The sequence below is a fragment of the Acidobacteriota bacterium genome (genome assembly GCA_039683095.1).
In the GTDB taxonomy this organism is placed as follows: Bacteria; Acidobacteriota; Aminicenantia; order Aminicenantales; family Saccharicenantaceae; genus RBG-16-66-30.
Genome location: JBDKSB010000010.1, coordinates 70,884 through 86,093, shown reverse-complemented (window position 1 = coordinate 86,093; position 15,210 = coordinate 70,884). Strand labels below are relative to the sequence as shown.

The 15,210-nt window shown below is 66.0% G+C and carries 11 protein-coding genes and 1 tRNA gene; 8 read left to right on the top strand and 4 right to left on the bottom strand.

Annotated features, from left to right (window positions below; translation table 11 throughout):
* Together ABFD52_06840 and ABFD52_06835 are read left to right on the top strand one after the other, a co-directional pair.
* On the top strand, positions 1–530 hold a 530-nt coding region (locus tag ABFD52_06840; protein MEN6560471.1), incomplete at its 5' end, for a hypothetical protein.
* Positions 531–658: 128 nt separating this feature from the next.
* On the top strand, positions 659–2,062 hold the full coding sequence (locus ABFD52_06835; protein MEN6560470.1) for a terminase family protein: 1,404 nt from the start codon (positions 659–661) through the stop codon (positions 2,060–2,062).
* Positions 2,063–2,067: 5 nt separating this feature from the next.
* Here the strand turns inward: ABFD52_06835 and ABFD52_06830 are convergent, their stop codons facing one another.
* The 4 genes from ABFD52_06830 to ABFD52_06815 all read right to left on the bottom strand — a co-directional run bounded on the left by ABFD52_06830 (position 2,068) and on the right by ABFD52_06815 (position 5,404).
* Positions 2,068–2,781 carry a hypothetical protein gene (locus ABFD52_06830; protein MEN6560469.1) on the bottom strand — a complete coding sequence of 238 codons (714 nt, stop codon included), beginning with the start codon at positions 2,779–2,781 and terminating at the stop codon, positions 2,068–2,070.
* A 54-nt stretch (positions 2,782–2,835) separates the two neighbouring features.
* Positions 2,836–2,909, bottom strand: a tRNA-Arg gene (locus ABFD52_06825).
* A 162-nt stretch (positions 2,910–3,071) separates the two neighbouring features.
* A complete protein-coding gene (locus ABFD52_06820) occupies positions 3,072–4,067 on the bottom strand; it encodes a zinc-dependent alcohol dehydrogenase family protein (GenBank protein ID MEN6560468.1) in 996 nt (331 codons plus the stop codon).
* A gap of 5 nt (positions 4,068–4,072) precedes the next feature.
* Positions 4,073–5,404: a ribonuclease H-like domain-containing protein gene (locus ABFD52_06815; protein MEN6560467.1), complete on the bottom strand. Its 1,332-nt coding sequence runs from the start codon at positions 5,402–5,404 to the stop codon at positions 4,073–4,075.
* A 130-nt stretch (positions 5,405–5,534) separates the two neighbouring features.
* Here ABFD52_06815 and ABFD52_06810 point away from each other — a divergent pair, with 130 nt between their 5' ends.
* The 6 genes from ABFD52_06810 (at position 5,535) to ABFD52_06785 (ending at position 15,179) form a co-directional block, all read left to right on the top strand.
* Positions 5,535–7,025 carry a rhamnulokinase family protein gene (locus tag ABFD52_06810; GenBank protein MEN6560466.1) on the top strand — a complete coding sequence of 497 codons (1,491 nt, stop codon included), beginning with the start codon at positions 5,535–5,537 and terminating at the stop codon, positions 7,023–7,025.
* Between the two features lie 53 nt (positions 7,026–7,078).
* Positions 7,079–8,344: an L-rhamnose isomerase gene (locus ABFD52_06805; protein ID MEN6560465.1), complete on the top strand. Its 1,266-nt coding sequence runs from the start codon at positions 7,079–7,081 to the stop codon at positions 8,342–8,344.
* A gap of 90 nt (positions 8,345–8,434) precedes the next feature.
* The gene (locus ABFD52_06800; protein MEN6560464.1) at positions 8,435–10,273 is read left to right on the top strand and encodes a HEAT repeat domain-containing protein; all 1,839 of its coding nucleotides are present in this window, start codon (positions 8,435–8,437) and stop codon (positions 10,271–10,273) included.
* Positions 10,274–10,282: 9 nt separating this feature from the next.
* Positions 10,283–11,788 carry an HD-GYP domain-containing protein gene (locus ABFD52_06795; GenBank protein MEN6560463.1) on the top strand — a complete coding sequence of 502 codons (1,506 nt, stop codon included), beginning with the start codon at positions 10,283–10,285 and terminating at the stop codon, positions 11,786–11,788.
* Positions 11,789–11,845: 57 nt separating this feature from the next.
* On the top strand, positions 11,846–13,705 hold the full coding sequence (locus ABFD52_06790; GenBank protein MEN6560462.1) for a HEAT repeat domain-containing protein: 1,860 nt from the start codon (positions 11,846–11,848) through the stop codon (positions 13,703–13,705).
* 4 nt (positions 13,706–13,709) lie between these two features.
* A complete protein-coding gene (locus tag ABFD52_06785) occupies positions 13,710–15,179 on the top strand; it encodes an HD domain-containing phosphohydrolase (GenBank protein ID MEN6560461.1) in 1,470 nt (489 codons plus the stop codon).
* The last annotated feature ends 31 nt before the right edge of the window (positions 15,180–15,210 follow it).

The following is a 15,210-nucleotide window of genomic DNA, read 5'->3' as shown; positions in this document are numbered from 1 at the left end:
TCGACCCGGAATTCATGACCCTGCCCTTCGGGGATAAGGTCGTTAAGATCCCTCGCGCCGTGGCGCTGTTGCTCGCGGACGGGCCACGGGTGGAGTCGGCTTTTGACGGAACTCTGGACCCCGGCGCGGCGTTTGCGGACATCCCCGAGCCGGCGTTGACGTTCGCCAAGCTGGTTCGATTCGTCCAGCATGGGCTGCCGATCGAGCGAGCGGCCGACCTAGTGGGGCTATCACGTGATCGGGCCAGGGCTTTTTATGGCTACGGATTGCATATATTGATGCCGCTATCGGGAACCTCGGCGATCTTGTCGAGGCTATTGGCCGAGGATGAACTCCCCGTTTTCGAAGAGAACGCATGCGGTGACCGGGTACCCGCCGGCGTCAAGACGATCCTCATCTGCGACCTCCTGGGTGCCTTCAAGTCAGGCCATAGCGAGGACGAGCTGGCGCGGGTGTGGCATGTCGAACTTGATGCGCTTCGGGCGTACATTACCCGCAACACTCCACTTATCGAAGCTTTCAAACGATAGTCTGATCTCCTAGTCACGGGTGCCCGCGCACGTCGGCTTTGGGCGCGAGCTTCCCTTCGGCGGGCTGAATCCGTGGGGCCGGTTGACAAGGCCGGCCCCGCTCGCCGATTCAGAATACAGGGGCATTGATGGTAACAATTCTAGACGTCCTGCACGACAAGAAACTATTCGCACAACTCTTCAAGGATCAGAGGACTTGGCACGCCTGGGAGGTCTACCTGTCCGCTCTCTTCGGGCTGCCGATTCGCGGCGAGAAAGACTTGGAGCTTTTCCGGCAGGCCACGGGGCTTGAAGAGCCTCCGACCGTCCCCGCCCGCGAGAGTTATGTCATCTGTGGCCGGCGATCGGGTAAGAGCTATACTTCTTCAATTCTGGCAACCCATCTTTCTGTTTTTAAAGATTGGTCGCCATATCTTGCGCCGGGAGAGCGAGGCTGGGTATTCATCATCGCGACGGACAAGGCGCAGGCAGGAATCATCAAAGGGTACATCAGCGGAATCTTCGACCGGGTAAAGATGCTGCGGCCGTACGTCCAGCGCGAGACCCAAGAACAAATCGACCTCAAGAACGGCATCAGCATCGCCGTCAAGCCTGCGTCGTTCCGAGGCGTCCGGGGCTACACCTTGGTTGCGGCCATCCTGGAAGAACTGTCTTTTTATCGTTCAGACGAATCGGCCAATCCCGACAAAGAGATAGTCGCGGCCATCCGCCCGGCGCTGGCAACGTGCCCGGAGAGCATGCTCATCGGGATCTCGACTCCCTACGCGAAGGCCGGCCATCTCTACGACATGTATAAACGCTATCACGGCAAGGCGGACGGGCCACTTATTTGGGTAGCTCCGTCTCGGCGGATGAACAGCACGCTCGACCCAAAGATGATCGAGCGGGCGGTTGCGGAAGACCCGCAGGCCGCGCGGGCCGAGTGGGAAGCGACTTTCCGGGACGATATCTCTGCGTTTATCAACCTCGAGGCCGTGGAAGCCGCCGTTATTCCGGGCCGGCTTGAGCTGCCCCCGCTGGCCGATGAGCGCTACGAGGCGTTTATCGACCCGAGCGGCGGATCGTCGGACAGCTTCACTATGGCAATCGGGCACCGGGGGGCGCTTGGAAAGGTTGTCATCGACGCCATCCGCGAGCGCAGGCCCCCCTTCACGCCCTCGGCGGTTGTGGCCGAATATGCCGAACTAATGAAGAATTATCATATCTATCGTGCCAAATCCGATCACTACGCGGGCGCCTGGGTGCCCGAAGCCTTCAAGGCCCACGGCATCACAATCGACAGCTCGGACATGTCGGCCAGCGATTACTACCTTAATGTTTTGCCAATTATCCTCAATGGCACGGCAGAGCTCCTGGACAACAAGCGGCTCGTGGCGCAGTTCGCTAGTCTTGAGCGCAGGGTCCGCCCGGCCGGCAAGGATCTAATCACTCACCCCCAGGGCGGCGGGCACGATGATATTTGTAATTCCGTCTCGGGTGTTCTAGTCGGGCTGGCGAAGCCGGCGATTAGGCGGGAGATTATTTGGTTATGAAGCACCTAATCATGCGGCCCCGTATTAAAAAATCGAAAAGATAACCTATGTTTCTTGCCCCGAATGTCCTTGATAATTAGCCAAAGCCTCTTTCCCTCGAAGCGTGCTTTAAAGCTATCGTCGGCGTAAATCAGGATGCCGGACTTGCCAAACGGCTTGAGTTCATCTGTTTCATTGCAGTCGTAAATGAGGCCTTCCTTCAGTGCCTTCCCGAAACGGCTACCGGCCAGATGATATGAATAATAATTCCCGATAGAGCTGGGATTATAAACTCGGATCCTGATCGTATTAATTTGGCTATATCCTCCCATTCCGTCTTTTTCAACGCGAGCGACTAGTTTGATTTCCCCTATCCTCGCGACGGGCTTGGAATAGAGCAAAGAAAAAGTCCTTTTATTCAAGACGTATAGCAGGATCGAGACGAGAAGCGCGAGAAGCGCTATCAGCGTCGCCACAATCGATAGGAGTTCTGGAATGGTAGCCTGTCTGATAAAGGTCATTATCGTTATCTTGATTCTGGCGATAATAATGGTCGCATCAGCAATTATTAGCCTGCTGAGGCAATAGGCACCAAGGCCAACGACCACCATTCCGCCAGAAGAATAACTCGGAACTCGCGGGGGGTCAACAGGCTTTCCAATTGGCTTTCCAAAATATGGGCTAATCCTGCTTAAAAAAGTATAAACAAGCGCACTTAAAAATGCATGATTCTGGCCCATGACTCGGAGCGACGCTGGAGATAACCTATTGATATTCAAGGAGAAAAGAGGAAGCGCGCCCGGGGTGACTCGAACACCCGACCTGCTGATTCGTAGTCAGACGCTCTATCCAACTGAGCTACGGGCGCGCAGGGCGGAAAAACGGGGATAATATAGCGGAAATCGGCCGGGTTTGCAACGGCCGGCCGGGGGGAATTTCCATGAAAATGGGGGACGCGACCCACGGCTCATGCACCGGAAAATGGGGGACACGATCCCAATTCAAGAGAATTGGGTCATGTCCCCCATTTTCATGTCCCGATCTTCAGGACGGCGGCGGCGTCGAGGCGCCCGGACAGGAGATCGTCCAGCGCTTCGTTCGCGGCCTCGAGAGGGTAGGTCCTGATCGTCGTTTTCACCGGGATCTCGGCCGCGATCTTCAGCAGCTCTTCCCCGTCCCTCCGGGTGGCGTTGGCCACGCTGAGCATCCGGCGCTCGTGATAGAGGTAGCGGTCGTAGTCCATCTCCGGGATGGGCGACATGTGGATGCCGGCAGAGACGACCGTCCCTCCCCTGTCCATGACCCGCAGGGCGTCGAGATAGAGGCCGCCCGCCGGGGCGAAGATGATGGCGCCCGTCAGCCTGGCCGGCGGCTCGTCCTTGGCCGTCCCCACCCAGTCCGCGCCCAGCTCATGCGCCAGCCGCTGATGCTTGGCGCCGCGGGTAAAGACGAACGTCCTCGCCCCGCCGTGCCTGGCCACCTGGATGGCGATGTGGGCCGAGCCCCCGAAGCCGTAAAGGCCTAGGACGCCGCCCGGCTCGATCCCGCTCAGACGCAGCGCCCGGTAGCCGACGATCCCGGCGCAGAGCAGCGGCGCCGCCTCGGCGTCCCCGAACCGGTCCGGCAGGGCGTAGGCGAACGCCTCGCCGACGACCATGTATTCGGCGTAGCCGCCGTCGGCGTGATAGCCGTTGAAGCGGGCCGACTCGCACAGGTTCTCGCGTCCGCTCAGGCAAAACCGGCACGCGCCGCAGGCCGAGCGCAGCCAGGCCGCTCCGACGCGCTGGCCGGCCCGGAACCGCCGGGCCCTCTCCCCCGCCTTCTCGACCACGCCGACGACCTCATGTCCGGGGATGAGCGGCAGCCTGGCTTCCGGGAGCTCCTTCCCGACCACGTGCAGGTCCGTGTGGCAGACGCCGCAGCAGCGGACCTTGATCAGGATGTCCTCCGGCCCGACCGCGGGCACAGGCACCTCCCGCAGCTCGAGCGGGCGCTCGGCCGGCGGCCGGAAGCCCGCGAGGACCATGGCCTTCATCCGAGCGCCGGCCCCTTGCCCCGGTCCAGCTTGCCCCGGAGCCGGGCGATCCGCTTCTCGAAGTCCTTCTCGGCGAGCGGCGACCGGCCCTTCGCCAGCGCCAGCCCTTCGGTCGCGACTCGGATAGCCTCGGCGTAATCCTTGGCCGTGTGCTCGAAGTATATCGCGAGCTCCCGGAAGCATTCGCTGTCGGCCTCCGCCCCGGACGCCATCTCCTGCCAGAAAGGCAAGGCCTTCTCCCAATCCTTGTTCTTCTTGAAGTGATGCGACAGCTTCTTGCGGGCGACGTGCGAGGCTTCGGCCGACAGGCCCCGCCCCCCGGCCAGCGCCTTCTCCAGGAGCGCGGCCGAGGTCGCCGCGTCCCCCGACCGCTCGAACAGGCTGGCCACGCCGTAGAGGTCCATCGGGTCGCCCGCCCCGGCCTGAGCCGCCCCGCGGTGGCGTTCGACCAGGATGGCCCCGGCCACGACCACGCCCAGGAGCGACAGCAGGTCCTCCTGGTTGTGATAAAGGATGGGGTCGATGAGGGTGAAATCGCCGTTGCGGATGTACTGGAAATAGCGGAGCGGGATCTCGGCGCCGGGGATGTCCTCGGACCGCTCGGCCTGGACGATCTCCTGGGCCAGGTTGAACAGCCGGCAGCTGTCGTACTTGTGCTTCCACAGGCTCCGGGCCGAGAACAGGAAGTCGAGGTGCGGCAAGCCGCGAAGCGGACAGGGCGTCCGGTGCAGCGCGAAGCGCGTCTCGATGAGCGGCAGGTCGTAGGCCTTGCCGTTGTAGCTGACGATCGACTTGAAGCCCATCTCCCGGACGAACTGGTCGAGCTCGCGGATGAGCCGGTCCTCCTCGGCCATCTCGTTGAGGAAGAACTGGGTGACCTTGAACCGCTCGTCCCGGTAGTAGGCCAGGCCGACCAGGAACGGCACCGTGCCCGTGCCGCCGGCCAGGCCCGTCGTCTCGAGGTCGAGGAAGAGAGCCGTCGAGAGGTCGAGCCCCTCGAAGGCGGCGTCGCGGCTGAGGAAGCCTATGACGCCGGCCGGGATCTGCAGCCCCATGGAGATCGGGATCTGGCCGTAGCGCGCGCCGAGAGCAAAGGCGTTCTCGAAGACCTGGACCGGTTCGCAGCGCTTCTTCTCGGCGGGGCGCTCCCCGGCCCGGACGGCCGGGCCGCGGCCCTTGTCGGTCAGGGCGATCAGGCGCTCGAGCTTCTCCTTGACCGTCAGGCCGGAGTCCTCGCCCAGCGTTTCCCAGGTCGATTCGACGGTCCGGGCCCGCGACCGGGCCTCGCGCTCGCGCCGCAACTGCTTCAGCTTGTCCTCGAGTGGCATGGAACCTCTGTGGGGTGTCGTCGGTGTTCGGATTCATTGTAGAAGAATCGGCGGCAGTTTTCAAAAGCCCTCCACTTTCGGCTTGAAAAAGGGCCGCGTTGCGAATATATAAGTGGTCCGGAAGCTCCGCATGACGCAACCGAAAGACGCCGCCCAGTTCCTGGCCTTCGACTTCGGGGCCGAGAGCGGCCGGGCCGTGCTCGGCACGCTGGCCGGCCGCAGGCTCACGGTCCACGAGGTCCGCCGCTTCCCCAACGCGCCCCTCAATCTCGCGGGGCACATCCACTGGAACGTCTACGCCCTCTTCGACGAGATGAAGGCGGCCATGCGCGACGCCGCCGCGGCCATCGGGGCCCGCCCGGCCGGCCTCGGCGTCGACACCTGGGGCGTCGATTTCGGCCTGCTGGCCAAGGACGGCAGCCTCCTGGGCCTGCCTTTCTGTTACCGCGACCATCGCAACGCCGGGGCCATGGAGGAGTACTTCAAGCTCGTGCCCCGGCCGGCCCTCTACGAGGCGACCGGCATCCAGTTCATGCCCTTCAACTCGCTCTTCCAGATCTATGCCATGGTCCGGGAGCGGTCCCCCCTGCTCGACGCCGCGGCCGGCCTGCTCTTCATGCCCGACCTGTTCAATTATCTCCTGACCGGCCGCAAGGCGGCCGAGGCCACGATCGCCTCGACCTCCCAGTGCCTCGACCCGCGGACCAGGACCTGGATCCCCGGCCTGTTCCAGGCCATGGGGCTGTCGAAGAAGCTCCTCCAGGACATCGTCGAGCCGGGGACAGTGCTGGGCGAGCTCTCCGAGGAGGTCGCGGGGGCGACGGGCCTGCGCCACGTCCCCGTCGTCGCCACGGCCGGCCACGACACCGCCGCCGCGGTCGCGGCCGTCCCGGCCGAGGGCGAGCACTGGGCCTACATCTCGTCCGGGACCTGGTCGCTCGTCGGCGTCGAGGAAAAGGCCCCGGTCATCTCGGAGCTGTCCCTCCGGGCCAATTTCACCAACGAAGGCGGCGTCGGCGGCACCATCCGCTTCCTCAAGAACGTCTCCGGCCTCTGGCTCGTCCAGGGCTGCCGCAAGGCCTGGTCCGCCGAGGGCCCGGTCACGTACGACGAGCTGACGCGCGCCGCCGCCGAGGCCGCGCCGTTCGCGGCCCTGGTCAACCCCGACGCGCCCGACTTCCTGAATCCGCCGGACATGCCGGAGGCCATCGCGGCCTACTGCCGGCGGACGGGCCAGCCGGTCCCGGGCACGCGGGCCGCCCTGGTCCGCTCGCTCCTCGAGAGCCTGGCCCTTAAGTACCGCTCGGTCATCGACCAGCTCCGGCAGGTCCTGGGCCATCCGATCGAGAAGATCCACGTCATCGGGGGCGGCTCGCGCAACGCCCTCCTCTGCCAGCTGACGGCCGACGCAACGGGCCTGCCGGTCGTGGCCGGGCCGGCCGAGGCCACGGCCATCGGCAACATCCTGGTCCAGGCCATGGCCCTGGGCCGGGTCGGCTCGCCGGAGGACATCCGGGCCGTCGTCCGCGAATCTTTCGAGCCGCGGACGTACCAGCCCTCAGGACGCGGCCCCGCCTGGGACGCCGCCGCGGACCGGTTCCGGGGGCTCCCCGAGGCTTGACAGTACATGACCGGCGGCATATAACCATGGCGTTCCTTCGTGGAGGGTTGAGGATGGATCCGAGCGCTATAGAAAAGAACTATGCCGCCGCCCGCGAGCGTTATGCCGAGCGCGGCGTCGATACCGAAAAGGCCCTGGCCCGCCTGCAGGCTATCCCCCTGTCCCTTCACTGCTGGCAGGGCGACGACGTCGGCGGCTTCGAGAAGCAGGCCGGCAGCCTGGCCGGTAGCGGCCTCCAGGTCACGGGGGCCTATCCGGGAAAGGCCCGGACGGTCGAAGAGCTCCGGGCCGACCTGGAGCAGGCCTTCTCCCTCATCCCCGGCCGCCACAGGGTCAATCTGCACGCCATGTATGGAGAGTTCGGCGAACGGCCCGTCGAGCGCGACGCCATCGAGCCGGAGCACTTCCGCGGCTGGACGGAATGGGCCAAGCGCCGCGGCCTGAAGATCGACTTCAACGCCACCTGCTTCGCCCACCCCAAGGCCGTCTCGGGGTACACCCTGAGCAGCCGGGAGAACGGCATTCGCAAGTTCTGGGTCGACCACGTCAAGTGCTGCCGCAGGATCGCCGCCTCGATCGGACGGGAGCAGCAGTCCCCCTGTCTCCACAATCTCTGGATCCCCGACGGCTCCAAGGACGTCCCGACCGACCGCTGGGGGGCCCGGGCCGCCCTGCTCAAGTCGCTCGACGAGATCTACGAGGTCGAATACAGCCCCCAGCAGATGAAGGACTCGGTCGAGAGCAAGCTCTTCGGCCTCGGCAGCGAGTCGTTCGTCGCCGGTTCGCACGAGTTCTACCTCGGCTATGCCCTGACCCGCGGCAAGATCATCTGTCTCGACCTCGGCCATTTCCACCCGACCGAATCCGTCGCCGACAAGATCTCGGCCATCCTGCCATTCTCCGGCGAGATCCTGCTCCATGTCAGCCGCGGCGTGCGCTGGGACAGCGACCATGTGGTCCTGCTCAACGACGAGGTCCGCGACCTCTGCGCCGAGATCGTCCGCAGCCAGGCCCTCGACCGCATCCACATCGCCCTCGACTACTTCGACGCCAGCTTCAACCGCATCGGGGCCTGGGTGCTCGGGGCCCGGTCGGTGCTGAAGGGCCTGCTCATCGCCCTGCTCGAGCCCGCGGACAAGGCCAGGGAGCTCGACCGGCCGGCCAGGGCCCTGCAGCGCCTGGCCTTCCTAGAAGACCTCAAGAGCCTGCCTTTCGGCCCGGTCTGGGACGCCTACTGCCTGAAGGCCGGCGTGCCCGCGGGAGAGGACTGGCTGCGCGAGGCCGAGGCCTACGAGCGCCGGGTGCTGAGCCGCCGCTGACGTCCTCCTGGCGGCCGGCCGGGACCCTCCCCGGCCGCCGCGCCCGAAATCGGTTGACGGCTGGCCTGATTTGGCTAAACTGGGGTGGATATGCATCCGGTCCAGCCCGACGCCGTCGATATCGCCCGCATCGACAAAGTCAAGGACCTTCTCCATGGCCTGGCCAATGCGGTTTCGGCCATGAAGATATTCCCAAGCGAGCACGCCACGGTGACGGCGTTCATCAACCAGCTGGCGGAGAAATTCGCGGCTTTCCTGAACGCCTACCAGAAGCTCCAGATAGGGATCGAGGAACGGTCCTTCACCTATGAGGGCAAGCCGGTCTACACCGACGAGGTCGCCATCAAGAGCCTGCCGTTCTTTTTCTTCAAGGACGGCCTGCAGATCTTTTTCTTCTACCAGGGGCTGGACCGGTCCGAGATCCTGGAGTTCCTCGAGCTTATCAAGGCCGAGGCTCAGAAGCCGGCCGAGGACGCCGACATCGTCGTCGCGCTCTGGGAACGCGATTTCCCCAACATCCAGTACTATGCGCCCGACGAGTTCCTCGAGAACCGGATCATGGGCGAGACGCGCGATCCCCAGGCTGTCCGGACCATGCCCGGCCTGCCCGGCGACCTGGCCCAGGAGACGATCGAGGTCCGGGTGGACACGTCCAAGCTGACCCAGGGCCGGATCGAGCTCGACCAGGAGGACCGCGGGCAGATCGCCAGGGCCTCGGCCAGCGACGATGAGGCCGGGATCGCGCCTTCCCCCGAGCCCGCCGGGGCCGGGACGGCGGCCGATCCCCCGCCTGGGGAGAAAGGGCCCCTCAGCCCGGCCGCGTCCATGGACCCGACCCTGACCGAAGCCGAGCTGCTTTCGCTCGAGACCATGCTCCGGGCCAACCGGACCATTTCGCCTCAGGAAGAGTACATCAACCTCATGGTCGAGATCCTTTACCTGGAGGATAACCCGGCCAACGGCCGGGCCGCTCTGGACGCCCTCCTGGAATACCATTTCGACCAGCTTCAGCGCGGCCATTTCGATGTCGGCGTGCTGATCATCCAGAAGATCCACGAGCTCAGCCGCCACCTGGCCGGGAACCCTGACAAGGCGGCGCTCCTCGACGACTTCCTCGCCCGCACGGTCAGTCCCAAGACGATCGAGGCCGTCAAGGCCCTGCTGGCCCAGAAGAAGGCCATGGACTGGGAGTCCCTGCTCGGCTTCTTCGGCCTGCTCGGGCCGTCCGCCCTCGGCCTGGCGGCCGACCTCTATGACATCGCACCGGACGGGCAGGCCCGGCACAAGGTCGTCGACTTCATCGAAAAGGCCGGCGCCGCCCAGCCCGCCCAGCTGGCCGGACTGGCCGACGGCACCCGGCCCGTCCTGGCCAGCGAGATCGTCGGCATCCTGGCCCGGCTGCCGGGCGATCGCGGCATCCCCCATCTGGCGGCCTTCCTGAACTTCCCCAACAACGAGACCAAGTCGGCGGTCGTCCGGACCCTGAGCCGGTCCCGGAACGAAACGGCCTCGCGAATCCTGGCCGGTTTCCTCAACGACCCGGACGAGGAGATCCGGATCCAGGCCATCCTGACCCTCGATCCGGCCCGGGGCGGCGTTCGCGTCCGGCAGGTCCTCGACGAAGCCTCCGGAAGGGACTTCCGGGCCAAGAGCCTCAAGGAGAAGGAAGCGCTGCTCGTCTTTCTCGGCCGGACGAGATCGCCCGAGGCCCTCGAGTTCCTGAGGCGGACGCTCCGCCGCGCCCCTCTCTTCGCCTCAAAGGCGGCCCTGGAGACGCGCCTGGCCGCCGCGGCCGGGCTGGAGAGCATGGCCACGCCGGAGGCCCTCGAGGCCCTCCAGCAGGGCGCCATCGGCCGGACCCGCAAGGTCCGCGAAGCCTGCCAGGCCGCGCTCATGCGACTGCCCCCGGCCGGGACGGCGCGGGGATAGGATGCGGGCATGAACGAGAAGGACCGGGTTCGCGCGGTTTCGGGCGGATCGGCCGGTCCGGTTGCGGGGGCCGACCCGAAGGCCCGGCAGAAGGCCGGCCTCGAGCTGCTGACCCGTTTCCACATCGTCGACAAGATCGCCAAGATCTACGACACCGGGAACGACGCCTTCCAGGTCCAGGGCCGGCTGCTGTTCGAGACCCTGGCCTCTGTCCTGGCGGCCGAACCGGAGGCCTCCCTGCGCGTCCGCCACGGCACGCTCGTGCTGAACGGGGTCCGGCTCAAGTTCGGGGTCGGGACCTACGGCATATTCAAGTCCGTCATTGAGGAGTTCCGCGCGCGGAACATCGAGGCCGTGACCTTCCTTCGCGGCATCACCCTGGACGAGCTCTACGGCTTCATGTCCGTCTTCGCCAAGCGCGACAAGAAGGAGGAGGATCCCTTCGCCCGCCTCCAGGCCGACCTCGAGGCCGCCGGGATCGAGCACTTCGAGCTCGAGAAACTCTCGGCCGAGGAGGCGCCCCAGGGCCTCCACCAGAGCTCGGCCCGGCTGTTCTTCCTCAGCATCGTCCACCTCAAGGAATCGTTCGCCCGCGACCGGCGCAACGAGCCCCTCAAGATCAGCACCACCCGGCGCCTGATGCAGTCGATCTACAACCACATCGTCGAGGACGAGGGCTTCGTCTACGGGCTGACCAACATCAAGAACCACGACGAGTACACGCTCAACCACTCGGTCAACGTCTGCCTGCTGGCCACCGCCCTAGGCCGCCGGCTCGGCCTGAGCCGGGCCGAGCTCGTCGACCTGGGCATGGCCGCCTTCTTCCACGACCTGGGCAAGACCGAGACGCCGCTCGACATCCTCAACAAGCCGGGCCGGCTGACCGACGCCGAGCGGGACATCATGGAGCAGCATCCCTTCCACGGCGCCGAGAAGCTGGCCCTGCTCAAGGAGTTCCGCCGCCTGCCGCTCCGGGCCATCCACGTGGCCCTGGAGCACCACATCAAAGAAGACCTGTCCGGCTATCCCCGCTATTTCAAAAAAGACGACATCAACCTGTTCAGCAAGATAGTCAAGGTAGTCGACGTCTTCGACGCCATCACGACCAGGCGCGTTTACCGTGCCAGGGACTTCACCCGGGCCGAGGCCCTGAGCCTGATGCTGGAACAGAGCGGCACGGAGTTCAATCCGGTCATCCTCAAGGCCTTCGTCAACATGATGGGCGTCTTCCCCATCGGCACGCTGGTGGCCCTGACGACCGGCGAGCTGGCCATCGTCCAGGACCTCAATCCCGAACCCAGGCTCGTCCTGAGGCCGTCGGTCAAGCTCATCACCGATCCGGCCGGCAACAAGATCGACGGCGAGATCGTCGATCTGGCCGAGCAGGCCGGGACGACCGGCCGCTTCCGCCGGACCATCGCCGCGGCCCTCGACCCGGCCAAGTACGGCATCGACGTTTCCGACTACTTCCTCGCCCAGGCCGCCAGCGCGACCCGCCCGCCGGCCGCCGCTTGACTCGGCGGCGTTTTTCCATAAACTGAAGACCGGGAACCGCCCTGGGACAGGGGAAGCATGGACGAAGGCCAAGGATCCCGGTCGGGGGACGTCACGGCCGAAAGATCGGAGCTGGAGTTCTGCGTCCGCAAGGCCAAAGACCTCCTTCTGACCATGGCCAATGCCGTCTCGGCCATGAAGATCTATCCGTCGGACCATGACACGGTCAGGAGCTTCGTCGAAGCCCTGGGGGCCAAGTTCGACGACTTCTTCGTCCGCTTCGGCCCGCTCGATCTCGATGTCCGCGAGCACGCCTTTGTCTGCGCCGACCGGGTCGTCTATCTCGACGAATCGAACATCCGCAGCCTGCCCTTCTTCTTTTTCAAGGACGGGATGGAGTCGATCTCGTTCCGCCCGGGCCTGGACCGCCGGGAACTCGCCGAATTCCTTGATCTCGTCAAGACCGTCTCCCAGCGTCCCGGCGAGGAGAACGACATCGTCGCCGCCCTTTGGGAGAACGACTTCCCCGACATCCAATACTACGCCCCGGACGACTTCCTGGAGAACCGGATCCTGGCCGAGCGGCGCGAGATCGAGGCCCTGGAGAACATCCCCGAGCTTCCCGATGCGGCCCGGGAGCCGTTCGAGATCAAGGTCGACAAGGGTTCCCTGGCCGAGGGCCGGATCGCGCTGACGCCGGCCGATCGGGACCGCCTCGATCACGGCCCCGCGGTCCCGTCCTCCGACGGGGAAACGCCGGGACCGGCCGCGGAGGCCCCGCTCGCCGCTCCCGAATCATCAGCCGGCTTCGGGCCCGGCTCGTCCGTGGCGGCGCCCGCCGGACTGTCGGAGGGGGACGCCCGGGAGGTCGAGGAAATGATCCGGGCCAACCGCCACTTGTGGCCCGAGGGGGATTTCGTCAGCCTGACGGCCGAGGTCGTCTATCTCGAAGAGGATCCGGCCGCTTGTGCTTCGGGCCTGGACGTCCTCAAGGAGTTCCTGGTCGAGCAGGTCCGGGCCGGCAAGTTCCCCGCGGCCAACACCGTTCTCCGGGAGGTCCAGGATCTCCGGGCCCACATCGGCCCCTCCGGCTCGCCCAAGGCCGTCCTGGTCGACGCCGCCCTGAAGGAGATGTCGGGGCCGCGGACCCTGAGGGCCGTGGACGAGGCCCTGACCTCGAGCGTCGAGGTGTCCTGGCCGGCGCTTCTCGAGTTCCTCAGACGGACCGGGCCCGCGGCCCTGCCGACCGCGGCGGCCCTGTTCGAGCGGCAGGCCGACCGGGACGTCAGGAAGCAGATCCTCGGGTTCATCGGCGAAGCCGCCGGTCCCGATCCGGGGCTGCTCGCCAGGCTGGCCGGCGACGCCCGGCCGGACCTCTCGGCAGAGATCATCGGGCTCCTCGCCGCCCTGCCCGGGGGATCCGGCCTCCTCCACCTGTCGGGCTTCCAGCGGTTCAAGAACCGGGCCCTCCGGCTCGAAGCCATACAAGCCCTCGGCCGGGCCCGCGGCCCCCGGGCCAACCAGGTCCTCTTCGGGTTCCTGGACGATCCTGACGAAAGCCTCAGGATCCAGGCGGCCCTGATGCTCGACCCGCTGGCCGAGACGGCCCGGATCCGCCGCCTCATCGAAGAAGCGGCGGCTCCGGCTTTCCGCAAGAAGAGCCTCAAGGAAAAGCAGGCCATCCTATCCTTCCTCGGCCGGACGCGGTCCGCCGAGGCGCTGGAATTCCTGAGCGCGACCCTCAGGCGCCGTTCGCCGCTGCCGTCGGCCGGGCGCCGGGAGATGCGCTTGGCCGCCGTCGCGGGGCTGGCCGGCATGGGCACGCCCGAGGCGGCGGCCGCCCTGGCCAGGGGCGCCCGGGGCCGGAAGGTCCGCGAGGCCTGTGCCGCGGCCCTGGGCCGGATCGCCGCGGGGCCGCCGGGGGCTAAGGAGTCCTGAGGCCATGGACGAACAGGGCGCCGGCTCCACCGCTCCGCGCCGGCCGGCCGGGGCCGAGGACATTCGCGCCTTCCAGCGGGCGGCGAGCGAGCTTGTCCTTCGCTTCCACGTCGTGGACAAGATCGCCAAGATCCACGACCCGAAGAACGACGCCTTCCAGGAGCAGGCCAAGCTCTTCTTCGACGGGCTGGCGCCCATCCTGAAGGACGAGAAGGAGGCTGCCCTCCGCGTCCGCCACGGCGCCTTCATACTCAACGGGGCCCGGGTCAAGTCCAGCCTCGCGACCTATGCCGTTTTCAAGTTCGTCATGGAGGAATTCCGGCAGCGCGAGCTCGACGCCATCCGCTTCAAGCCCGGGCTGACGCGCGAGGAGCTCAACCGCTTCCTGCCCGTCTTCGCCAGGCGGGAAAAGAAGGCCGGCTCGCCTTTCGCCCAGCTCCGGGAAGACCTCGACCAGGCCGGCGTCGCCAACGTCGTCCTGGAGGAGGCGGCGGCCCGGCAAGCGCCCTCGAGCCTCAACCGCAGCACGGCCCGGATCTTCTTCCTCGGCATCGCCCATCTCAAGGATTCGTTCCGCAGGAACGCCCGGAACGAGAGCCTCAAGGTCCACACGACGCGGCGCCTGATGCAGGCGATCTACAACCACATCGTCGACAACGAGTCCTTCGTCTTCGGCCTGACCAACCTCAAGAACCACGACGAATACACCCTCAACCACTCGGTCAACGTCTGCCTGCTGTCCACGGCCCTGGGCCGGCGCCTGGGCCTGAGCCGGGCCGAGATCGTCGACCTCGGGATCGCCGCCTTCTTCCACGACCTGGGCAAGCTCGACACGCCCCTGGAGATCCTCAACAAGCCGTCCTCGCTCAGCGCGGACGAGCGGGAGATCATGGAGCGTCACCCGTTCAAGGGGGCCGAGAAGCTCGTCCTGCTCAAGGGGCCGCGGCGCCTGCCGCTCCAGGCCATCCACGTGAGCCTTGAGCATCACATCAAGCAGGACCGCGGCGGCTATCCCCGCTATTTCGGGACCGGGGACATCAACCTGTACAGCAAGATCGTCAAGGTCGTCGATTACTTCGACGCCGTGACGACCAAGCGCGTCTACCGGCCCTCGGCGATGACCAGGGCCGAAGCCCTGGGCGCGATGCTCGAGCTCTCCGGCACCGACTTCCACCCGGTCATCCTGAAGGCCTTCGTCAGCATGATGGGCGTTTTCCCCATCGGCTCGCTGGTCGGCCTGAGCTCCGGCGAGATCGGCATCGTTTTCGCCCTCAACGAGGACCCGCAGCTGGCCCTCCGCCCCAAGGTCAAGCTGATCACGGACGCGTCGGGGCGCAGGATCGACGGCGAGATCGTGGACCTGGCCGAAAAGGACCCGGCCGCGGGGGGCGCCGGCCGGACGATCCGCGGGGTCCTCGATCCCGACGATTACGGCATCGAGGTCGCGCGCTACTTCCTGGCCGAGGCCCGATAGTCCCGGCGCCCGCGCCCGCTTTGCGGCCGGG